Annotated in this window: 15 protein-coding genes; 11 read left to right on the top strand and 4 right to left on the bottom strand. The window is 43.0% G+C overall.

The features are described 5' to 3' along the window. Window positions 1-7: 7 nt before the first annotated feature. The 4 genes from HFD85_RS14765 to HFD85_RS14750 all read right to left on the bottom strand — a co-directional run bounded on the left by HFD85_RS14765 (window position 8) and on the right by HFD85_RS14750 (window position 5312). The gene (locus HFD85_RS14765; protein WP_167611390.1) at window positions 8-793 is read right to left on the bottom strand and encodes a formate/nitrite transporter family protein; all 786 of its coding nucleotides are present in this window, start codon (window positions 791-793) and stop codon (window positions 8-10) included. 183 nt (window positions 794-976) lie between these two features. Continuing rightward, window positions 977-1726, bottom strand: coding sequence for a pyruvate formate-lyase-activating protein (gene pflA / locus HFD85_RS14760; protein ID WP_167611387.1), 750 nt, complete (start codon window positions 1724-1726; stop codon window positions 977-979). Window positions 1727-1801: 75 nt separating this feature from the next. Next, window positions 1802-4030, bottom strand: a complete 2229-nt coding sequence (gene pflB, locus HFD85_RS14755; RefSeq protein ID WP_167611384.1) for a formate C-acetyltransferase — start codon at window positions 4028-4030, stop codon at window positions 1802-1804. Between the two features lie 520 nt (window positions 4031-4550). After that, window positions 4551-5312 (bottom strand): hypothetical protein, encoded by a 762-nt coding sequence (locus HFD85_RS14750; RefSeq protein WP_167611380.1) that lies wholly within the window; start codon window positions 5310-5312, stop codon window positions 4551-4553. Window positions 5313-5506: 194 nt separating this feature from the next. Here HFD85_RS14750 and HFD85_RS14745 point away from each other — a divergent pair, with 194 nt between their 5' ends. The 11 genes from HFD85_RS14745 (at window position 5507) to HFD85_RS14695 (ending at window position 22896) form a co-directional block, all read left to right on the top strand. Then, on the top strand, window positions 5507-6019 hold the full coding sequence (locus HFD85_RS14745) for a DUF5004 domain-containing protein (protein WP_167611377.1): 513 nt from the start codon (window positions 5507-5509) through the stop codon (window positions 6017-6019). Between the two features lie 176 nt (window positions 6020-6195). Continuing rightward, window positions 6196-7542, top strand: coding sequence for an amidohydrolase (locus HFD85_RS14740; protein ID WP_167611374.1), 1347 nt, complete (start codon window positions 6196-6198; stop codon window positions 7540-7542). A gap of 473 nt (window positions 7543-8015) precedes the next feature. Beyond that, on the top strand, window positions 8016-12743 hold the full coding sequence (locus HFD85_RS14735; protein WP_167611371.1) for an ATP-binding protein: 4728 nt from the start codon (window positions 8016-8018) through the stop codon (window positions 12741-12743). Further along, window positions 12740-15175 (top strand): ATP-binding protein, encoded by a 2436-nt coding sequence (locus HFD85_RS21705; RefSeq protein ID WP_206081977.1) that lies wholly within the window; start codon window positions 12740-12742, stop codon window positions 15173-15175. Before HFD85_RS14735 ends, HFD85_RS21705 begins: the two co-directional genes overlap by 4 nt. Before the next feature lie 17 nt (window positions 15176-15192). Next, on the top strand, window positions 15193-15570 hold the full coding sequence (locus HFD85_RS14725) for a response regulator (RefSeq protein WP_167611368.1): 378 nt from the start codon (window positions 15193-15195) through the stop codon (window positions 15568-15570). Further along, window positions 15567-16607 carry an adenylate/guanylate cyclase domain-containing protein gene (locus tag HFD85_RS14720; protein WP_167611366.1) on the top strand — a complete coding sequence of 347 codons (1041 nt, stop codon included), beginning with the start codon at window positions 15567-15569 and terminating at the stop codon, window positions 16605-16607. Before HFD85_RS14725 ends, HFD85_RS14720 begins: the two co-directional genes overlap by 4 nt. Before the next feature lie 24 nt (window positions 16608-16631). Then, window positions 16632-17519, top strand: a complete 888-nt coding sequence (locus HFD85_RS14715) for a YitT family protein (protein ID WP_167611363.1) — start codon at window positions 16632-16634, stop codon at window positions 17517-17519. A gap of 102 nt (window positions 17520-17621) precedes the next feature. Beyond that, window positions 17622-18206: an HD domain-containing protein gene (locus HFD85_RS14710; RefSeq protein ID WP_167611359.1), complete on the top strand. Its 585-nt coding sequence runs from the start codon at window positions 17622-17624 to the stop codon at window positions 18204-18206. 181 nt (window positions 18207-18387) lie between these two features. Continuing rightward, a complete protein-coding gene (locus tag HFD85_RS14705; protein ID WP_167611356.1) occupies window positions 18388-20166 on the top strand; it encodes a thiamine pyrophosphate-binding protein in 1779 nt (592 codons plus the stop codon). An 8-nt stretch (window positions 20167-20174) separates the two neighbouring features. After that, window positions 20175-21893 (top strand): flavin monoamine oxidase family protein, encoded by a 1719-nt coding sequence (locus HFD85_RS14700; RefSeq protein ID WP_167611353.1) that lies wholly within the window; start codon window positions 20175-20177, stop codon window positions 21891-21893. Then, complete coding sequence (locus HFD85_RS14695; protein WP_167611350.1) at window positions 21886-22896, top strand: beta-ketoacyl-[acyl-carrier-protein] synthase family protein; 1011 nt, start codon at window positions 21886-21888, stop codon at window positions 22894-22896. Before HFD85_RS14700 ends, HFD85_RS14695 begins: the two co-directional genes overlap by 8 nt. The last annotated feature ends 6 nt before the right edge of the window (window positions 22897-22902 follow it).

The raw sequence follows: 22902 nt of genomic DNA, 5'->3' as shown, positions 1-22902 counted from the left end.
AGACCATCTATTTTTCCTTTACATAAGCATACCAGTAGAAGGTACCAACAAAAAAAGCGCCGCCAACGATATTACCAAGCGTTGCCGGGATAAGATTTTTAACGATAAACGTAGCCCAGGTAATATCAACCCCCTCGAAAATAGCAAGCGGGATAAAAAACATATTGGCTACGCTGTGCTCGAATCCCATGGCTACAAAAGCCATCACCGGCCACCAGATACCCAGAATTTTCCCGCTGGTATGCTGTGCCGACATTCCCATCCACAATGCCAGGCAAACCAACCAGTTGGCGCCAATTCCTTTCAGAAAAGTAGTATAAAACGAATTTGATGTTTTTGATACGGCAATGTTTCTTACGGTATCAATCCATGGTGAGTCAGCTACCAGGTGAGTGAGGTGTACCAGAAACCATGCAACAAATAACGATCCGATAAAATTTCCGGCATATACAAGCCCCCAGTTTCGCAAAGGTGCTGTCCAGCGTTGACTGCCACTCAGAACATTGGGCATAAAGTAGGCGTTGTTTCCTGTAAAGAGTTCAGCTCCGGCCATAACAACCATCATCAACCCAACTGGAAACATGGCCCCCATCAGAAACCTGGGAATACCCGGATTTGCAGCACCAATTCCGGGAACGCCACCCCCTACCAGAATAGCCAGCAGTCCGCCAAACGAAATATAAGCACCGGCCATAAAAGCAAGTACCAGTATTTTTTTTGCCGAATATGCATCCTTCGCAATGGCGAGTTTACCTGCCTCTTTAATAATTTCCTTTGGTGAATATAAACTCATGGTTGTTCGTTCTTCAATGTTTTTTTAATAGTTGATTTACTATTCTGTAATTCTAACGCAGTCTGTTGGCTGGAAGCACGGAGCACCGATCAAAAAACTCGTGGTTCGCAACTTGTAACTTCTTTGCCAATTGCCATTTTGCCAACTGACTACTGTCTTCTTTCTTCCAACTTCTAGCTTTTATCACTTAACTATCACTTCCTTAAAATGTGGCTTCAATTTTTCAAAAGCGCGTTCTATTTGTTCCGGCGTATTTTCTTTCACATCCTGAAATTTATATTCCATTCCCAAAGCTTCCCATTTATATTTTCCCAATTTATGGTAGGGCAAAATTTCAAGTTTCTCGAGGTACTTGTTTTCAGAAAAAGTTTGAATAAGCCAGTCTAACGATTCCTCACTATCGGTATATCCCGGAACCAGAACATACCGCAACCAGTATAATTTTTTACTCTGTTCGCGTAAGGTAATGTTTGCCAGTAAACGCTCCAGTCCTTTTGCTCCGACAATCGATTTAAACATCGTTTCGCTGGTTCCCTTCACATCAAACATTACCAAATCGGCCAGTTCTGCCAGTAAATACTGAGCTTCAGGAGTACGTACCAACCCATTGGTATCAATATTGGTATGTATCGATTCAGCCTTTAAAGCCTCAAAAAATGGGATTAAGGCCTTACTCTGCAACATGGGTTCGCCCCCTGATACGGTTACTCCGCCATCGTCGCCAAAATAGGTAAGCATGTTTTTTGCACGTTTTACAAGGCTCTCAATTTCGGTAGGCGTGCCACCTTTCAAGAGAATAGTATCGGGATTCTGGCAGTATTTACACTGAATGTTGCAGCCCTGTAAAAATACCACCAACCTGATTCCCGGCCCGTCGTGCGTACCAAAGGATTCGATGGAGTGCACCATCAGTATTTCCTGGTTTTGAGACATATTTCTTTAAAACAAAAAACATGCTGCCGGGTTTAAAGCCGGCAGCACGCTTTCTATTCTGATGTATAATTTTTCTTAAAGCGTTTCGTGGAACGAACGAGTCAGTACTTCCTGTTGCTGCTCGCGCGTTAGACGAACAAAGTTAACTGCGTAACCTGAAACACGGATGGTCAGCTGAGGATGGTCCTCGGGATGCTCCATGGCATGCAGCAAGGTATCGCGATCGAGTACATTTACATTCAGGTGTTGTGCATTACATCCAAAGTAGCCGTCAAGCGTACGGACAAGGTTGGCAATTCGCATTTCGGGTGTTGCTCCCAACGATTTTGGCACCACCGAAAGCGTATTCGAAATACCATCTTTCGAATCCTTGTAATCGATTTTAGCTACTGAGTTAAGCGATGCAATCACTCCGTGTGTATCGCGCCCGTGCATTGGATTGGCACCCGGGGCAAAAGCTACTCCCTTGGCGCGACCGTCGGGTGTAGCACCGGTTTTTTTACCATAAACCACGTTCGATGTAATGGTAAGTACCGACATGGTTGGAGTGGCATTTTTATACACCGGAAGTTTTTCCAGCTCCATGTTAAAATGCTCAACTACATCTCGCGCAATATGATCAACACGGTCATCGTCGTTACCGTATTTCGGGAAATCGCCTTCAATCTGAAAATCAACAGTAAGACCGTTTTCATCGCGAACAGGTTTTACCCTGGCATGTTTTATTGCTGAAAGCGAGTCAGCAACAATCGACAATCCGGCAATACCATAAGCAATGTTGATTTTTGGATTGGTGTCGATCAAAGCCATTTGCGCTTTTTCGTAGTAGTATTTGTCGTGCATATAATGGATAATGTTCATCGCATCGTTATATACACGCGCCACTTCTTTCATCGCAATTTTGAAGTTGGCAATTACTTTATCGTAATCCAGGTATTCATCTTCAAGAAAAGGAATCCCGTTAACCATTTGTGTTCCGGTGTTTTCGCAACGTCCGCTGTTAATGGCCAGCAATAAGGTTTTGGCAAGGTTGGTACGTGCACCAAAAAACTGGATGTGTTTTCCCAGTTCCTGCATCGACACACAACAGGCAATTCCGTAGTCGTCGCAATTTGAGCTTGTTCGCATCAAATCGTCATTTTCATACTGAATAGACGAGGTTTCGATCGATACTTTTGCACAATAATCTTTGAATCCCTTCGGCAGGTCTTTCGACCAGAGAATGGTAATATTTGGTTCGGGCGACGGCCCCAGGTTGTAAAGTGTATTCAGAAAACGGAACGAGGTTTTTGTCACCTTACTGCGACCATCGATAAGCAAACCGCCAATACTTTCGGTTACCCAGGTTGGATCGCCGGCAAAAATCTGGTCGTAAGCTTCCATGCGCAGGTGACGTACCATACGCAATTTCATCACAAAATGATCGATGTATTCCTGGGCTTCCGATTCCGTAATTATTCCGTCCACCAGGTCTTTTTCGATAAAAATGTCGAGAAATGAAGAAACACTTCCAAGCGACATCGCAGCACCATCCTGCTCTTTTACCGCAGCCAGGTAAGCCATGTAAGTCCATTGCACTGCTTCGCGGCCATTTTCTGCCGGACGTGATAAATCGAGGCCGTAGATTTTGCCCATTTCAATCATATCATACAGGGCACGTATTTGTTCCGAAACCTCTTCCCGCAAGCGGATGGTTGCATCACTCATCGGACCGTGAATGTTGGCCAGATCCTCTTTTTTTGCTTCAATTAAACGGTTGATACCATACAACGCCACACGACGATAGTCGCCAATAATACGGCCACGAGCATAATTATCGGGCAGTCCGGTAAGGAATCCCAACGAACGGAAACTTCTGATTTCTTCGTTGTAGGCATCGAATACACCATCGTTGTGGGTTTTGGTGTATTTTCCAAAACATTCGTCTATTATCGGGTTGGGTTTAAGCCCATGTTCCGATAAGGCCTTTTTAACCACATTGTAACCGCCATACGGTTTCATGGCGCGTTTTAGCAACTTATCGGTTTGCAAGCCAACAATTACTTCACTCTCTTTATCGATGTAACCGGCATCAAAAGCTTTCATGCCCGAAACCACATTTACGTCTACATCGCGTAATCCGTTGTTCTGACGCTCTTCTTTTAGTGCATCCTTGCAAATGTTCCAAAGTTTTACGGTACGTTCGGTTGGTCCCTGTAAAAACTGATGATCCCCGTCGTAGGGTGAGATATTAAGAGAAACAAAATCTTTAACCTCGATAGCGTTACACCACCATCCGGTTTTGAAGGTGTCTTTTAAATCCATTTAATTTCTATTTACTGTTATTCTGTAACTATTCCATTTCGCGCGCAAAAATACACATGTACAACATCTTATACCATCCCCATATGTTGGGGTTTTTGCACGTAACAACCAGATAAACTTAGCATTGCAAAACTGAGCGCAACGCTCGTTGATTACCCTTTAATTTCTTCCAGATTTAATAACATGCAAACAGTTAAGCGGTTCAAATAATAAAGTGAAAAGTACATGGGTTTGAAGGCCTACCAAAAGAAACGGACAGTTTCTGCATCTGTCAAGTTTCTGGTAGTATTAGCTGGCTGGTTTTAAAAAATGAACATTGTTCTGAACGCTTGTCAACTGTTAAGAACCTTTATGGTGCCGGCTACAACCAACTAAAGCGTCCAAATCACGAGCGCAAGCTATCCGCTGTCGCCTGATAAACAACAATTGTAAAACAACAAACATTGTGAAATGATTGAACTAGAAGACCTTTTAGCAGGTTTGTAACTCCAACGGTCTATTTATTGGCAATAAAAGCAGATTAATAAACCCTGGCTTCTTCACCCTTAAAAATATAGGCGGTATTAAACTGCCACGAAAGTGAAAAATACCATAGCTGACTGGTTTTGTAACGTGTCAGGTCCGATACAAAATTGGTAGCGGTATAGTCATTATTCAAAAAATCGTTGAGGTAATATTTAAATTTCAGATTTACACCTCCGGGAAATTGCACGCCGGCAATCACTGAAGGCATTACAGTTTGTGTTTGGCTGCCAAACCATTCATTGGTTTTTGTCTTGGAGCCATCACGGTCGTGACTGTTCCAGTACTTCTCCTTAAAGTGAACGGGAAACTCTACTTCGCCTCCGCCAAAAAAGTATAAGTTATCTTTAAAAGAGCCGAGTTTCAAAGCCAACGGAACACCTCCGGTATATACCCTTCGGATGATCTTATAATTCTGATAATCGCTTACAGCTCCATTGTATAACACCTCGTCCGAGATCGTTCCAACGTTTTTAACTCCCAAACCCATAAACATGCCAAAATTGTTCCCGAAATCAAGATGCCAGTATTGTGTAAAATGAAAGAACATGGTAAAACGAAGTGGATTCTCGGATACTGAAGCTCCGGGATATTGTTGCAGGTAGGCATCTGTAAACTCGGTGGTTCCGGTAGAGAAGATCATTTCACCACTGGTAATGGGGTACACTTTTTGAGCCATGGCTTTTCCGACACCGAGCACAACAATTAGTGCGATTAGCAGGCAAAACTTGTTTAAAGAATTCATGTTGTTTCTTTTCATAGCATTCTGGTTTTTTGATGTGTAATTTACAACAGAACTGCCAAAAACCATATACTTCGGACTTATATTGTGCAAAATCGCTTAGTCAAGCATTTATCGAGCTCCGAACATTTTGCAATACACTGTCAGTCAAAACTCCGGAAGCATTGAATTAAACCATAATTTCAATACATTTAAACTTTCAAATACGATCTATGGATGCTCCATTTCTAAAAAAAGCGATACGCCTGTTGCTGTTTTCCGTCTTCGTGATTACAGCTTCCTGTTCAAAAGAGGAATCCGAAACTCCGTTAGCAGGCGACTGGGAGGCCATAAGCTTCACCACTTCGGAACCGGTTGATGAAAACGGCGACGGAACCAGCCATACTGATCTGTTTGAAGAAATGGACTGCGTAATGATGGAAGCTTCGTTTACCTCCCGTGGCAACTTTACAACTACCTCTTTCGATGCTACTTACGACATCGATATTGTTGACGGTGAAGTGATTCTAACACCAACCGGTTGCACTCCGATTGATGAAAACGGAAAATGGAGTTTGAATGATACCGAAACGACTTTATTCCTCGAATTTAATGTTCCCGGAAAAGATGACCCTACACTTGTTCAGGTTCAGGTTGAAATAAGCGCTCAACGACTGGTATTAAAAGACTTGTGGTTCAGCGACGACGGAAGCATTACCTATCGGGTGGAATTCAGAAAAGTCTAGCATTACCGCATCCGCAATGGCTAATTTCAAAATCAGCCTATAAACAAATTCATACCACCATAGGTTATTAAGTAGATCTTGTCGGCTGTAATATGTCTAAACAGCTTCTTTTTGTTACAACAACATAAATTACTGGATACCAATGATACCGATACTAAACAAACAATTTTAATCCTATGAAAAACACTACAACAATCCATAAGATTTTTTCCCTGTGTACTTTGCTGATTCTTGTGCTATGTTTTTCTGTAGCTCCGTCGAAGGCACAAAACGGAAACGATTCCTTCAGGGCTTCTTCAACAATTGAAGAAAAGGTGATCGACTGGCGACGCGATTTTCACGAACATCCCGAATTATCGAACCGCGAATTCCGTACCGCAGAAAAGGTAGCAGAACATCTCCGATCGCTGGGAATGGAAGTAACCGAAGGCATTGCAATTACCGGGGTTAAAGCGGTATTAAAAGGTGGCAAGCCAGGGCCCGTTGTTGCCCTGCGCGCCGATATGGATGCCCTGCCTGTTGTTGAAAGAACCGATGTGCCGTTTGCTTCGAAAGTAGTAACCGAATACAATGGCGAACATACAGGTGTGATGCATGCCTGCGGCCATGATGCGCATACCGCGATGTTGATGGGCGTGGCCGAAATACTTGCCGGAATGAAAGATGATCTGAAAGGAACTGTTGTTTTCATTTTTCAGCCTGCAGAAGAGGGTGCTCCAAAAGGAGAAGAAGGCGGTGCCGAACTGATGATCAAAGAGGGAGTGCTCGAAAATCCTAAGGTTGAGGTAATCTTTGGCCAACATATGAGATCAAATCTTGAAGCCGGGAAAATTGTTTATAAACCAGGACCCATGATGGCTGGTGTCAGCGATTTCAAGATCGAAGTTTTAGGAAAAGGTTCACACGGTTCACAACCGTGGTCATCGGTTGACCCGATTGCCACTGCCGCACAGATCGTTAACAGCATACAGACAATTGTAAGCAGAAACATCAACCTTACAATGAATCCGGCCGTGGTTACTGTAGGTGCAATAAAAGGCGGTAACCGCTCGAACATTATTCCCGAAACTGTGGAAATGCTGGGTACCATCAGGGTTTTCAGCGATTCAGACCAGCAAATAATCCACCAACGACTGACTGAAATTGCCGAAAATGTGGCTGAAGCAAACGGCGCAAAAGCTATCGTGCATGTACCATACTCAGCGAAATACCCCGTAACCTTTAACAATGAAGCCTTGACCGCCCAAATGCTGCCAACACTTGAACGCAGTGCCGGAAAAGAAAATGTAATGGAAATTAAGGCCATTACCGGGGCCGAAGACTTTTCGTTTTTTGCACAGAAGGTACCGGGACTTTACTTTTTTATTGGTGGTATGCCAAAGGGACAGGATCCGGCAACTGCAGCGCCTCATCATACAGCTGATTTCTACCTCGATGAAAGCAGCTTTGTTACCGGAGTTAATGCCATGGTTAATCTTGTTCTCGATTACACCAGTCAGCATGCTTCAACATCTAGTCGTTAAGAGGCAAAAAAAATAGGATTGCCGGAACAAAACAATTCATTACAAAAAATCACTTCATAAAAATCCATCTTTTGCAGCCTGTAATTTTCTCGTTGCTGCTTTACAGGTAACTAAATCGAAGCCGGTTCCAATGATGGAAACTCCATTTCAAACAAATGCGCACATCGCTTAAACTATTTGACAACTAGAATGTTATTCTAATCAGGGTAACTATATGACCAAATTTTCGTGACTTCTCCAGAGTAAAAATACAGATAAGATTAGTGTCTCTCTGCTAATTTATCGGATTTATATATCTTTTTTTCTTAACTTATTAAAAATTACTGAAACGCTAATGAAACCTGTCAATAGTGACAACAGAAATAGTTGTTGATCCAAAAAAATACAATCAAATACATTATGATAAAAAATTCACTCCTAAAATAGAAGAAGGCGCCTAAGTAAAACTTTAGCAAAGCACAAAAGCTGAAAAAATGAATTCAACCAAGGAAAAAATACTGGATAAAACCTACAGGGATTACCTCGACCTGATGATGTACGATTTTCCTATTGAAAAAATGAGTGAACTCGTTGCTAACGATGTAACGGGATTTGGATCTACACAGGATGAAAAATTCAGGGAAATCCAACGTCTTCGACAAATGGTCATCGATCAACGTGTACAAGGTGCCGGTATCGAAATGCAATGGCAGCAGACGCCTATCCACCGTAGGATCAGTCCTGAGCAGGATACTGCCATTTACACGGATGAGTTATTGCTCTCTATGGAATTGCCAGAAGGCAAACACATTATTCCATTGCGGCTTAGCTCTGTATTCGAATATTATGGAAACACCTGGAAACTGGTCCACATTCACGGATCAATGGGTGCCGACACCAGTGAAGGAGATACCTGGCACAAAGACGAATGGAAAAAGAAAAACGAAGAACTGCAGCGCTTGGTCGATGAAAAAACCGCTGAACTCAAAAAACAGAACGGCGAGCTTGAAATTGAGGCAGCGCTGGAAAAAGTTAGAAGCCGTTCGTTAGCCATGCACCATACTTCCGAATTGCAGGATGTGATCAATACCGTCCATCAGCAATTGAAGAGTCTTAATATAGCCATTACCGGAGGTGCATTTATTGCCATAAACGAAGAAAATAAGACTGAAGTTAACTGCTGGGGAGCCGGTGGTACTGCAGATTATGTGGAGCGCGTTCACATTCCTTTTTATGACCACCCTATATACTCCGGACTTATTGAAGGGATAAATAAAGGACCGGGATTTTATACTGAGGAATTCACGAATGAGGAAAAGTTAAAGTTTTTCAATCACCTTTTCAAACATCCTCCTTACACGGAAGCTCCATCCGAACGCAAAAAGGAAATTATGTCGAGGCCGGGAGGCTATACCCGATGCTGCGCGGTTTCGAAATACACCAGTATTTTTATCATTAATCATCATGGAAGAAAGTTTTCAGAAGATGAAAAGGATGTTTTGAAGCGCTTTGGGAAAGTCTTTGAACAATCTTACACCCGTTTCCTCGATTTACAAAAAGCCGAAGTACAGGCAAGGGAAGCGCAGATCGAAGCATCTCTGGAAAGAGTACGTGCCCAATCGATGGCGATGCACAAAAGTACAGAACTCGTTGAAGTTGTCCGGATGCTCGACAAGGAAATAAGTGGACTGGGTATTGAGATTAACGGTTCTCAAATAGTCACTGATTTCGAAAACAGGGAAAAAGGCGTGAATAGCTGGTATGCCAGGGACGGACAAAAGTTCCTGGAAAAATTTCACGTTCCCAATAGTGATCATCCACAACCAAACAGGTTCTGGGAGGCTAGAAAAAATGAAATCAATTTTTATACTGAAAAATATTCGAAGGCAGAAAAGGATAGCTATTTCAGGTGGTTGTATAAGTATTCAGATTTTGGAAGATTACCGAAGGAAAGACAGGAATTTGTATACAAAGCTCCGGGTTGGGTCAGGGCTTCTGTTCACTGCAGGAATTCAATTATGATATTTCAGCGGTTGAATCTTACTAAATTTACAAAGGAAGAAGAAGAAATTTTCAAACGTTTCGGAAAAGTATTTGAACAAGCTTATACCCGCTTTCTTGACCTTCAAAAAGCTGAAGAACAGGCTCGCGAAGCACAGATTGAAGCCGCATTGGAGCGCTTACGTGCACGCTCAATGGGAATGCACCACAGCCGGGAATTGATCGAAGTTGTCCGGCTGCTTGAAAAAGAAGTGCGGGGACTGGGAATACAATTCGTTGCAGGAACACAAATAATAACGGATTTTTCCGATCCGAAAAAGGGGGTAATCGATTGGATAGCGGTCGAAGGACGGGATTACCTGGAAAAATTTCATATCCCATACCTCGATCATCCGATCATGGATAATGCTTTTCAGGCAGTTCAGGATGGAAAAAATTTTTACAAAGAAAAATATTCCAAAACCGAAAAAAACCGGTTTTTCAGATTACTCTTTAAGTATTCCGATTTTAAAAGAACACCCGTGGAAAGACAAAAATTCATTCTTGAAGCCCCGGGGTATGCAAGGTCAGTTGTAGTCAATAAAAACTCAATTCTAGTATTTCAGCGATATCAATCGAATGAGTTCGGCGAGGAGGAAAATGGCATTTTTAAACGGTTTGGAGTTGTCTTCGATCAGTCTTACACCCGTTTCCTCGATTTACAAAAAGCCGAAGTACAGGCTCGTGAAGCACAGATAGAAGCTGCTCTGGAAAGAGTCAGGTCAAAATCGTTGGGAATGCAAAAAAGCGAAGAACTGCAAAACGTTGTATCAGTTGTATTCGAACAACTGCAAGGCTTGGATTTTGCTTTGGATGGCGCGGCTTTTATTGCAACACGGATTGAAGAATTCAAAGGTTTTGATTTTTGGATGGAAGACAAAATCACAAAACCTGCACGTTTCAGGTTACCTTACTTTGACGCTCCGTCAATCAACGATTTCTATGATGCCTGGGACGATAAAAAAGATTTCGTTTCAAAAATATACGGGATAGAAAAAAACATTTGGTTCGAACACGCTTTCGAAAACACTGATCTTAAAATCGTTCCGCAGGACCGCAAAGAATGGATACTGGCTCAAACTCATCTGACCCAGGCTTTTGCCATTCAAAAAAACTCGATGATCGGTATTCACGCCCATCATGCCAAAACACTCAGCGATCAGGAAATCGATATTCTCAAGCGATTCTCAAAAGTTTTTGAACAAGCTTATACCCGCTTTCTTGATCTGCAGAATGCTGAAAAACAAGCCCGCGAAGCAGAAATAGAAATATCGCTCGAACGGGTACGTGCCAAGGCGATGGCAATGCGAAGCAGCAAAGATATACCCGATGCAACCCTGATCGTGTTCAACGAACTAAGTAAACTGGGTATCGAACTGTTCCGGGCCGGGATCCTCATTTTTAACGAAACCCCCGTTGTGGATTTATGGTCAACACCACTTTCTCCGGATACCAAAACGGCAGATAAGGTGATTACGGGAACACTCGATACCAGAATTCATCCACTCCTGGATGGCATTTATAAGGCGTGGAAGGACCATAAAGACTATTATTCCTATACCCTGGAAAAACAAGAAGTCGAGAGCTATTATAATTTGTTGAAAGAATCACCCGGTTATAAATTCCCTAAAATTGATCAATACAACCACCGGCAGATAAATCATGAATTCTTTTTTAAGGAAGGAGCAATATTTGGCTATACCAAAAATGATTTGACTGCAGCTGAAATTGACATATTCCAAAGATTTACGAAAGTTTTTTCACTAACCTATCGCAGGTACCTTGATATTCAACAAGCGGAAATGCAGGCCAAAGAAGCCTTAAAACAAGCATCTCTCGATCGAATACGCGGAGAAATAGCCAGCATGCGAACTTCCGAAGATCTGAACCGGATTACCCCTGTTATCTGGCGCGAACTGCAGGCGCTCGAAGTTCCGTTTATCCGCTGCGGTGTTTTTATTGTCAATGAAACAGAACAGAAAGTAGAGGTGTATTTATCTACGCCGGAAGGCAAGGCACTTGCCGCATTAAATCTGTCATTCAATGCTAACGATTTAACCAAAAACACCCTTGAGCACTGGCGAAAAAAACGCCTCTTTCACACCCATTGGACCAGCAAAGAGTTCATCGAGTGGACACGGTCGATGATGGAACTCGGGCAGGTTAAAAATGCACGGAGTTACCAGGGTTCTGCTTCAGTACCCGAATCATTGCATCTGCATTTTGTGCCTTTTAAACAGGGAATGTTGTATGTGGGCGACAAGGAAAAGCTATCGCTCGAAAAAACCGAACTGGTGAAAACACTGGCTGAAGCTTTTTCCATTGCGTACGCCCGTTACGAAGATTTTAAAAACCTGGAAGCGGCCAAGAACCAAATAGAAAAAACATTAACCGAACTAAAAGCTACCCAGGCCCAGCTTATCCAGTCAGAAAAAATGGCCTCGCTGGGAGCGCTCACGGCAGGCATTGCGCACGAAATTCAAAATCCACTCAACTTCGTAAATAATTTTTCGGAAGTCAGCAACGAGTTGATTGACGAAATGAAAGAAGAGCTTGCTAAAGGTGATCTTGATGAAGCCATTGAAATTGCAGGAGATATTAAACAAAATCTGGATAAGATTAACCATCACGGTAAGCGGGCCGAGTCGATCGTTAAAGGAATGCTTTTGCATAGCCGGGGTAGTAGCGGAAAAGCCGAACCAACCGATCTCAATGCCTTAGTCAATGAATATTTGCGCCTGTCGTACCACGGTTTCCGCGCAAAAGACAAATCGTTTAATGCCGATTTCAAGCTTGAAGCCGATGAATCATTGCCTAAAATTGAAGTTGTTCCACAGGATATTGGCCGGGTTTTTCTGAATTTACTAAACAATGCATTTTACGCTGTCGACCAGCGGGCTAAAGAAAAACCAGCCGGTTACAAACCAATGGTTTCAATTTCAACTGCTCGTGAAAACGGCTTAGCTGTAATCCGTGTAAAAGACAACGGCCCCGGAATCCCCGACTCCATAAAAGAAAAGATTTTTCAGCCCTTTTTTACCACCAAGCCAACCGGACAGGGTACGGGTTTGGGATTGAGTTTGAGTTATGATATTGTGAAAGCGCATGGTGGAACACTCGAAATAACTTCCGCAGATAAAAATGGAACTGAATTTAGTATTAACCTACCCATTCAATCATGAAAAAAACAGTTATAACATTTCTACTATTGGTGCTTGTAGGCCTCGCCTTTGCAAAAGAAAAGCATAAGGTAACCATTATCCTGAAAGAGGAAATCGACCTGGAAAACGACAGCGTTTTTATCGCCGGAGATTTCAACAAATGGGATTACGATGCCGGTGAAGAATACCAACTAAAACCGCTTGGCGACTCCGGAGAAAAATCTATCACTCTTGATTTGAAAGAGGGCGAACACAGGTACCGCTTACACAGGGGAAGCTCCGAGAAAGCGGAAGTAAATCTGTTTGGCCGAAACATCAACAGGAAAATTCTTGTCTCAAAAACGGATACGGTGTTAACCGATACCGTTGCGGCCTGGCAGGATATCTCTCCCAGGATTGAATTACTCACACTCTCTGATTCGCTTATTAATACAGAACATACCCTGTATTTGTCGAGTATAAACATGTGGCTGTATCGCGAGGGAAACGACAGCACATGGGCCGCCAAAGAGGTGGACACTTCCGGCTGGAAAAAATTAAAACCATCGGATATCAGAGAATCTTTTGCCGATGAAAACGGGAGATTCGAGGGGTGGTTCAGAGCTAAAATCAGGGTGGATTCAAGTTTGTTTTATGTTCCGCTTAACCTGTATTACCATGGTTGGCAGGCAGCCGATATTTACTTCGACGGAAAATTAATACGCAGTTACGGAAATACCGGTGCCAACGGAAAATCCTTTTCCGGAAATAAAAGGGCACACACCAAAGCGCATGATCTCCTAATACCGGTTAATACCGAACATATACTGGCAGTGCATTTCGTTGATGAACTTTCAAAGTTACCTAAACATGAATTTAAAGGCCACTTCAGCCTTCAAATTTACGACAATGCCCGAAGAGCATACTGGGATAACCATTTGGCCGAAGAGCCAATTTATAATGTACTTCGCCTGGTTGTTGGAGCTCTGCTTAGTCTCTTGTTTTGGATCCTGGTTGTTCTGAATCCGATAGAAAAAAGTTTAAAAGTAATTGCCGTTTTTTCAACGCTAATAACCTTTATGTCATTTGAAGCCTGGATGCCGCATAATCCATTTGCATCCTATAGTTCTTATGTAATATTCAATTTTCTGGGAAATGTCATAATGCCCCTATTCTTTATTTCCAGCATTTTACTTTTTGTAATTGTGTTTAATCGCAAAGTAACGAAATCACTAAAAATAGTATTCGTTGTATTTGTCCTTATCGGAACAGGAGAATTGATTACAAATCTTCCCGGAATTATTTTAGCTTCTGTGGGTATTTCAACGCTAGGGATCATGGGATATTATGTAATCACTTCCCGTAAAACCATTAAAGGCGCTCAATGGATAATTGTTATCGGGTTTTCCTTATTTATTGCTATCATCCTTTTTTCCGCTCTGTATTCTTCTTCGAACTCTACCAATTTCACGCAACAATCGATTATGCAAACCATACTGTTCCTTTCCTTCCCATTGTCCTTGTTGGCTTACATTGCCTTACGCTATAAAGAGGTACTCAGCGAAGTACGGCGAAATGCCAGCGAAGTTGTAAAGATTTCGGAAGAGAAAAAGGAGTTACTGGCCTCACAAAACGAAATGCTTGAAAATCAAGTGAAAGAAAGAACGGCAGAGCTTAGTCAGTCGTTAGAAAATTTGAAAGCCACTCAAAAGCAACTCATCCAGGCCGAAAAAATGGCTTCATTGGGAGAACTCACAGCAGGTATTGCACATGAAATTCAGAATCCTTTAAACTTCGTGAATAACTTCTCGGAAGTGAATAAAGAGTTGATTGCCGAAATGAAGGAGGAAATTGCCATCAACAACCTCGACGAAGTAACTGCCTTGGCACAGGACATTGATGATAACGAAGGGAAAATCATTTATCACGGCAAGCGGGCCGATGCCATTGTAAAAAGCATGTTGCTTCACAGTCGTGGCAGCAGTGGCCAAAAAGAACTCACCGATATAAATACCTTAGCAGACGAATACCTGCGGCTTTCCTATCACGGACTTCGCGCCAAAGACAAAGCATTCAATGCCGATTTCAAACTGGATGCCGACCCGAAACTCCCGAAAGTAAAAGTGATACCACAAGACATTGGCCGGGTGTTGATCAACCTTATCAATAATGCATTTTATGCGGTTTACGACAAAAGCAAACAAAAAAAGGAAGGTTACAAACCTTTGGTAACTGTAAGCACAAAAATGCTGGATAATAAAATTGAGATCCGTGTAAAAGACAACGGAAGCGGAATTCCCGATCAGCTCAAAGAAAAAATCTTCCAACCGTTTTTTACCACCAAACCAACAGGTCAGGGAACCGGGCTGGGCTTGAGTTTGAGTTACGATATAATTAAAGCACACGGTGGCTCAATGAAAGTAAATTCAGAAGAAAACGTGAGCACCGAATTCATAATCAATTTACCCTTATAATTTAAAATTAAAAGCACATGAAAATTCTAGTAGTTGACGACGAACATGACATCCAACCTCTATTTCAGCAGCGTTTCAGAAAAGAAATTAAAAATGGCGAAATTGTATTTGAATTTGCTTATTCGGGAGAGGAGGCACTTAAATACATGGTGAACTTTAATCACGAAGCAGTACTTATATTATCAGACATTAATATGCCGGGAATGAGCGGACTTGAATTGCTCGAAGAAATCAAGCAAAAACATCATTCGCCGCCACCCGTTGTAATGATGATCACCGCTTATGGCGACGAAGAAAACCACAAGCGGGCAATGGCCCTCGGAGCTGACGACTTTCTAACAAAACCCGTGGATTTTTCGCTGCTGAAAGAAAAAATAAAAAATCTTGAAGTATGACAAAAATATTAGTGGTAGACGATGAAGCCGATCTGGAAGTTTTGGTGAAACAAAAATTTCGCAGAAAGATCAGGGAACAGGAATACGAGTTCGTGTTTGCTGCCAATGGTGTGGAAGCCCTCGATCAGCTCGAAAAACATACCGATGTTGATGTGGTACTAAGCGACATTAATATGCCCGAAATGGACGGTCTAACTTTACTATCGAAACTGGCGGAAACGCATGCTATTCTAAAGTCGGTGATAATTTCAGCTTATGGCGATATGGAGAATATCCGCATTGCAATGAACCGTGGCGCCTTCGATTTTATTACCAAACCGGTTGATTTCAAAGACCTTGAGATCACCCTGGAGAAAACCATAAAACAGGTTAGCCAAATGCGCGAAACGCTGCGTGCCATCAAGGAAAACAATATCCTGAAGATGTATGTCGACGAAACCGTACTGAATTTTATGGGTGCTCGTGAGTTCGAATCAGCAATCACCGCCAACGAAACCATTGAAGCCACGGTGGCTTTTCTCGATATTTGTGGTTTTACATCGATCAGCGAAAACGAAGCCCCCGACACGGTGGTAACACTCCTCAACAATTATTTCGATGTGATGGCCAAGGAGATCATTGCGCAGAATGGTTATGTTGACAAGTTTATTGGCGATGCCATCATGGCGGTTTTCCACGGCGATTATCACCTCGACCGTGCAATCGATGCCTGTTTAGCGGTTAGGAATAAAATCAGGGAATTACCACAGGTAAACGAGCATGTTTCCTACCAACCCAATGTTTCCATCGGCATCAACAGCGGCGAAATGATCTCGGGGAATATTGGTTCATCCAGTCTCAGACGGCTCGACTACACCGTTATCGGCGACTCTGTAAATATCGCCCAGCGTTTACAGGCTGCAGCCGCCCCCGGACAGGTACTGATCGGCGAAAATTCATACGAGAAAATAAAGGAATTCTTTAAGTGCCGTAAAATCGGCGAAATTGAAATGAAGAACAAGTCGAAACCAATGGTAAGCTACGAGGTGATTGAATAATACAAGAATCAAAAGGAGCATAATATGAAAAAACAAGCAGGAATCGATTGGAAATCAATATTCTCTTTTCCATATATTCTATACACCCTCCTCGGTAGTCTGATCTCGGTGATCGCTCTTGATGGTTTTTTGATCCCAAACGGCTTTGTTGATGGTGGTGTAACTGCGGTATCCATCATATTCGAAAAAGCTTTCCTCATTCACATCAGTATTTGGCTGATCGTGATAAACATTCCTTTTGTGTACATTGGTTACCGCCTGGTTGGAAAGACGTTCGCCGTGCAGTCGATGATTGCTATCCTGGTTACTGCGGGATTAATGTTGATTATTCGCGTACCGGTTATTACCGAGGATAAATTGTTGATGGCCTCCTTTGGCGGATTCCTGATGGGACTCGGAATAGGTTTGGTAATACGTGGTGGTGGAGTAGTCGACGGACTCGAGATTATCGCCCACTACACCAAAAAGAGAGTCGGCTTCACAACCAGCGAGATTATCATGGTGTTTAACTCGCTGGTCATTATAGGTGCTGCCGTCGAATTTGGCCACGAGGCGGCCATGTATTCCATTCTTGTTTATTATATCGCCATGAAAACTTCGGATTATGTGGTGGACGGTATCGAAGAATTTACCTCGCTCAGTATCGTATCGAAAAAAGATCAGGAAGTTAAATCGCTTGTTGTTAACGAGTTTGGAAAAGCTATTACCGTTTACAAAGGCGAACGTGGATACCTGCCTTCTTCCTATCATTTAAAATACGATTGCGACATCGTGGTTGCGGTAGTTACCCGGCTCGAGATCCACCGCATCAAACAAAAAGTGGTTCAGATCGATCCTGATGCCTTCTTTTTTGTTCAAAGTATTAAAGAAGTCCGTGGAAGTTACCTGCGGCATCACGACAGATCAAACTGACATATATTGTTTAACATTATTTTTAAACTGAAAAAGTATAATTTTATAACCAGATCAATAAACGGATTTAACCTACGTTTTTAAACATACAACGAATAGAGGATGAATATCAGAAAACTCAAACAGTTTGTCATTAACAAATTAACTGAAGAATTATCGGATAAACTAAGCTACCATGGTGTACACCATACTTTAGATGTTTTGCGGGTGTGTAACGAGTACATAAAAAGAATGAGCATCTCGCGCGAAGACGCATTCCTTTTACGTACCGCGGCTTTATTGCACGATATTGGATTTATTCAAACCTACAACGAACACGAAGAAGAAAGCGTAAAGTACGCGAAAAAGATACTCCCCGAATGGAATTACACCGACGAACAAATCGAAATTATAGCCGGAATGATTCGGGCAACAAAAATTCCACAGCTTCCCAAAACCACCCTCGAAAAAATTATTGGTGATGCCGATCTCGATTACCTGGGAACGGATTCATTTTATGCCATCGGCGACACACTTTTTAAAGAATTGATGGCATTTAATAAGATTTCGAACGAAGAAGACTGGGATAAAATTCAGATCAGATTTTTACAGAACCATACTTATCACACGGCTTTTGCACAAAAAAACAGGGAACCACTTAAACAAAAGCATCTGGCTGCACTAAAACAAAAGTGGAATATCAATTAGACCATTCTTTTACTTCTTAGCAACTCCCTCTTCAAAATGCTGTATAATTCTGGCTATGAAATACATCCGAAAGTATACAAATACATAAATTAACAGTATAAACTTGCTTTTGTGCGTGATTAAGCTTATATTTCATATATAAAGTTATTATATTCTTTTTCCCTAACTTATCACGACGTTTATGCAAAAATCAGAAGGAAATGTGTTACCCTCATCCACAGTAGCACAGGCATTTTTTCATTACTTAAAACTTGAAGGAGTCACCCATCTTTTTGGGATTCCCGGCGGAGGACTGGCAAATCTGTTAAATGAAATAAAAAACGACAATTCAGAAATTGAATACATCGTTTGCCGCCAGGAAACCGGTGCAGGTTATGCTGCCGACGGCTATTACAGGGCAACAGACAAATTAGGGGTTGTGGTTGTAACCTCAGGCCCGGGAGCAACAAATGCGCTTACCGGAATAATGAATGCCGAAAACGATGGCTCGGCCGTAATGCTCGTAACCGGAGAAGTTGCTCAGCAATATTACGGTAAAGGCTATCTGCAGGAGGGAATTGATGCGGTACTGGATGTTGACACGATCTTTAAAGCAGCTACCCGCTACAGTACATCAATTGATGCAGCCAGCGATATGCAGGCGTTGACCGAGCAGGCGTTGAGAGATGCCCTGGCGCTGCCCCGGCACGCGGTGCATTTGAGTTTTCCTGATAACGTTTCGGTTGAAACACTGAACACGGATAGTCTGCCTCCCTCTACAGCAAGTTACCGAACGGTGCAAACTGCGGCATCAACAGAAGATGTTGAGCAGGCAGTTAAAGCACTGACCTCAGCAAAGCAGCCGGTCATTTTTCTAGGAAACGGATGCCGGCAGGCCATGCGCAACAAGGAAACCCGCGATGCATTCTTAAAATTTGTAGAGACCTACAATATTCCGGTAATGACGACTGCCGATGGAAAAGGGATTTTCCCCGAATCGCATCCGCTTTCGCTTCGGGTATATGGAATTGCCAGTTGTCAGTGGACCTGGTATTACCTGCACCCCGACAACGGGAATTATGATGCAATTATGGTGATTGGTTCTTCGCTTGGAGAACTATCGACTATGAAATGGAATCCTTTGCTATGTCCCAAAGGACCATTCATCCAGGTTGACATTAACAGTGCAATTATAGGAAGAGGCTTTCCGCTGACTCACGGAATTGTAGCAGAAGCCGCAGCATTTATAAAAAAATTGCCTCAGACGATCAGCAAATTCCCTCCCGACGCAAAAACAGTTTCAGCACGCGGTGAGCTCATCAAAAAAATTAAAACAAGCTACTCCCCTATCGAATCGAAAGAACAATACGAATCTGAAGCTTCGCCTTTACGGCCGGCAGCCGCTATGCGTGTTATTCAGAATACCTTACCGGCAAATTCAAAAATTTTTGTTGATGCCGGCAACTGTGTTGGCTGGACAGTCCATTATTTAAAAGTGGATTTTCCGCAGGAGATCTTCACTGCCTTATCAATGGGACCGATGGGATTTGCTGTTGGTGCGGTTGTAGGTGCTAAAACCGGTTGCCCCGATGATGTAGTTGTTTGTGTTACCGGCGATGGTGCATTTCTGATGCAGGGTGCCGAAGTTTCAACAGCCGCCCGGCATAAAATAGGGGCTATCTGGATCGTATTAAACGATAACGACCTGGCCATGGTAAGCCAGGGACAAGCACATTTCTTCCCCGCAGAAGGACCAAGAAAAGAATGGGAAGAAATATTTGATCTGGGTAATCCTGATTTAGTGAAATATGCCGAAAGCCTTGGTGCCGATGCTTACCACGCCTGTGATCCAAAAGAACTGGATGAGGCAATGAAAAAGGCGGTCAGGAATTCTGCCGACGGAAAACCACAGGTAGTCATCATGAAAATCGACAAAAAGGACATTCCACCTTATTACAACCAACTTTTTTCATCTAAATAACAAACACAATGAAAAAGAATGAATTTGATATTGCTGTGATTGGCGGCGGCGTTTCGGGCATCTACACAGCCTGGCGCCTGATGACAGCTGATCCGAGTCAGTCCCCGGTGCTTAAAAACTGGGCTAAAAACGGAAAACTAAAGATCGGGGTTTTTGAAGGCAGCGACAGAATCGGCGGAAGATTACTTTCGGCCAAGGCCCCAGGAATGCCCGATATTGTTTGCGAAATAGGCGGCATGCGTTATGTTTCTCCATCGCAGTACCTCATAAAAAGTTTGGTTGAGCGGGAATTATGTCTTGAAACTTTCCCTCAAAATGTATACGAACCCAAAAACCTTGTGTACACCCGTGGAAAAAGATACAATGTCGACCAGCTAAACGATCCTGATGTGTTGCCTTACGCGCTTAGAGAGCTTGAAAAACAGTGGCTCAAAGAAGGAAATACCGCCGATAACTTTATTGCTTATGCCATAAAAAAAGTAATTCCGGGAATCGGTAATAAAATTGGTGACGAACTGACAAAATACCTTGAAACGGTGGAAGTGGACGGCGTTCCGTTGTACAAACACGGTTTATGGAACCTTGTATTGAAAGCGATCAGCAACGAAGCTTACGAAGTGTCGAAAACAACGGTAGGCTACGATTCGCTGGGAATGAATGCCAACGCTGTTGATTCCATTTCAGAATTATTCGACTTTTCATCGAACATAAAATATTTTCTCTTAAAAGACGGTTACGATGTGGTGCCCTGGCACCTGACCAACCGCTTTAAAAATGCAGGCGGTGAAGTATTCCTCAATACCTGGTTAAAAGGATTTGAATCGAAAACACTGGCGGACGGAACAAGTGGTTTTGAACTGAACTTTTACGACAATCCTACCGTCACCGCCAGGGCAGTGATATTGGCCATGCCCCGCCGTTCGCTCGAATTGCTTGATGAAACAGGACCTGTAATGACCAACCAGAAAATGAAGACCATGATGAACTCGGTGGAACCCGTTGATCTTTACAAGATGTTTATCGCCTATGAAAAATCGTGGTGGACCGCTGCCGATAAAAACCTGAAAACCGGCCGAAGTTTGACCGACTTGCCGCTGCGGCAGTGTTATTACTGGGGCGACGAAGCGGATCTCACAGATTCCAAAAACAAAAATGCGGTGATAATGGCCTACAACGATATGCAAAGTTCCACTTTCTGGGGTGGTTTGCGCTCCGAGCCGCTGGGCCCCGGTGATGCTTTACGATGGGATCATCCCGGCGGTAAACGCAAATCGAAAAGTTCGCATGCTAACCACCACCTCTTCAAACGTAAAAAAATGAACCACCAAAACGAATCATACAAAGAACCCTGGGACGAACAGCTTCGCAGAAACTGGGATGCCCACGAAGCACCACATGCTATGGTAATGGAGATGCACCGGCAGTTGATGGAGATTCACGGAGCAGATCCGAAAACAACACCCGAACCTCTGGAGGCAGCTTTTATGGATTGGAGCGACGATCCTTTTGGTGGCGCGGTACACTTCTGGAATCCCGGATATAAATCGCAGGACGTGCTTTTTGATATGACACAGCCTGTTAACGATGTGAACTGTTTTGTTTGTGGTGAAGCTTTTTCAACAAACCAAACCTGGGTAGAAGGAGCTTTGCAAACAGCTGAAATAGTGCTTCAGCAAAGACTAAAACTCCCCGAACCGGAATGGGTAAAAAAATGGGACGATGAATAAAAATAACACAGGAATTATAAGCTCTGCCTACTGTCTGCCATCCAAGATCAGATACAACGATGACCAGATTTTCGACTGGTTGCACAAAAATACGCCTGAAGGCACCAATCTTTTTCAAGGCTATTGTAAAAGAAGGGTTCTGAGCGAGGGAGAAGATCTGATGACCATTATGTTGCCGGCCTCGCAGGAAGCGATTGAAAAATCGGGGATCGATGCCGGAGAAATAGACTTTCTCCTCGGAACAGGATCCATAAGTGAATACCGGAATCCAAATGTACTCTTCGATTTGCACCGACAGCTAAAACTCAGTAAAAGTTGCTGGGTGATCCCGATTGAAGATGAATTTTCGAATTTCAATTCGGCATTGGTTGTTGCTGATTCATTGATTAAAACGGGCCGTGCACGCAACATTTTGATTTGCATTGGCGGCAACTGGACCAGAAATGTGAGTTACAAAACACCACAGGCAATTAGCGCTGCCGACGGTGCAGCAGCGTTTATCGTTGGCCCGGCTGCAGCGGGTGAAAGCTGGAGCGTGAAGGACAGTTACACGATCATCGATTCGGATTATTACGGAAGTATGACGACCCGTTCGGATAAAATAAAGCTGGACACTCCGGTAAATGACCACCACGAACTCTACACTTCATCTTATTTTCACATTAACGACGACGGACTGAAGGGCTTTAAAGATTTTGGAGTGCATGCACCTCCGCAATGTGCCGTTGAACTGCTTAAAAAGACCGGCATCAACAGCAATGATGTTTGCGTGGTTTCACACCAGGCTTCTGATGTGCTGACCAAAGCCTGGAACGACGTCATAAAACCGGCAGAATACATTAGCACCATCAAGGAATATGGAAACATGGCTTTGGTAAACGTTCCGGTAAACCTGGCCTGGGGTATCGAACAAAAGCAAATCACTAAATCGCTTGTGCTGAGTCTGACCATCGGTCCGGATATGCACACGAATGCTCTTTTGCTGGAGAAAAATCGCGGTTAGAATCTT

It is taken from the genome of Maribellus sediminis (assembly GCF_011799805.1).
In the GTDB taxonomy this organism is placed as follows: domain Bacteria; phylum Bacteroidota; class Bacteroidia; order Bacteroidales; family Prolixibacteraceae; genus Draconibacterium; species Draconibacterium sediminis_A.
The sequence above is the reverse complement of the archived record's forward strand: the minus strand, read 5'-3'. Positions and strand labels throughout refer to the sequence as shown.

Bases quoted from the DNA above. Each gene is read 5' to 3' on its own strand.
- HFD85_RS14765 (WP_167611390.1), bottom strand. From the start codon at position 793: ATGAGTTTATATTCACCAAAGGAAATTATTAAAGAGGCAGGTAAACTC.
- pflA (WP_167611387.1), bottom strand. From the start codon at position 1,726: ATGTCTCAAAACCAGGAAATACTGATGGTGCACTCCATCGAATCCTTT.
- pflB (WP_167611384.1), bottom strand. From the start codon at position 4,030: ATGGATTTAAAAGACACCTTCAAAACCGGATGGTGGTGTAACGCTATC.
- HFD85_RS14750 (WP_167611380.1), bottom strand. From the start codon at position 5,312: ATGAAAAGAAACAACATGAATTCTTTAAACAAGTTTTGCCTGCTAATC.
- HFD85_RS14745 (WP_167611377.1), top strand. From the start codon at position 5,507: ATGGATGCTCCATTTCTAAAAAAAGCGATACGCCTGTTGCTGTTTTCC.
- HFD85_RS14740 (WP_167611374.1), top strand. From the start codon at position 6,196: ATGAAAAACACTACAACAATCCATAAGATTTTTTCCCTGTGTACTTTG.
- HFD85_RS14735 (WP_167611371.1), top strand. From the start codon at position 8,016: ATGAATTCAACCAAGGAAAAAATACTGGATAAAACCTACAGGGATTAC.
- HFD85_RS21705 (WP_206081977.1), top strand. From the start codon at position 12,740: ATGAAAAAAACAGTTATAACATTTCTACTATTGGTGCTTGTAGGCCTC.
- HFD85_RS14725 (WP_167611368.1), top strand. From the start codon at position 15,193: ATGAAAATTCTAGTAGTTGACGACGAACATGACATCCAACCTCTATTT.
- HFD85_RS14720 (WP_167611366.1), top strand. From the start codon at position 15,567: ATGACAAAAATATTAGTGGTAGACGATGAAGCCGATCTGGAAGTTTTG.
- HFD85_RS14715 (WP_167611363.1), top strand. From the start codon at position 16,632: ATGAAAAAACAAGCAGGAATCGATTGGAAATCAATATTCTCTTTTCCA.
- HFD85_RS14710 (WP_167611359.1), top strand. From the start codon at position 17,622: ATGAATATCAGAAAACTCAAACAGTTTGTCATTAACAAATTAACTGAA.
- HFD85_RS14705 (WP_167611356.1), top strand. From the start codon at position 18,388: ATGCAAAAATCAGAAGGAAATGTGTTACCCTCATCCACAGTAGCACAG.
- HFD85_RS14700 (WP_167611353.1), top strand. From the start codon at position 20,175: ATGAAAAAGAATGAATTTGATATTGCTGTGATTGGCGGCGGCGTTTCG.
- HFD85_RS14695 (WP_167611350.1), top strand. From the start codon at position 21,886: ATGAATAAAAATAACACAGGAATTATAAGCTCTGCCTACTGTCTGCCA.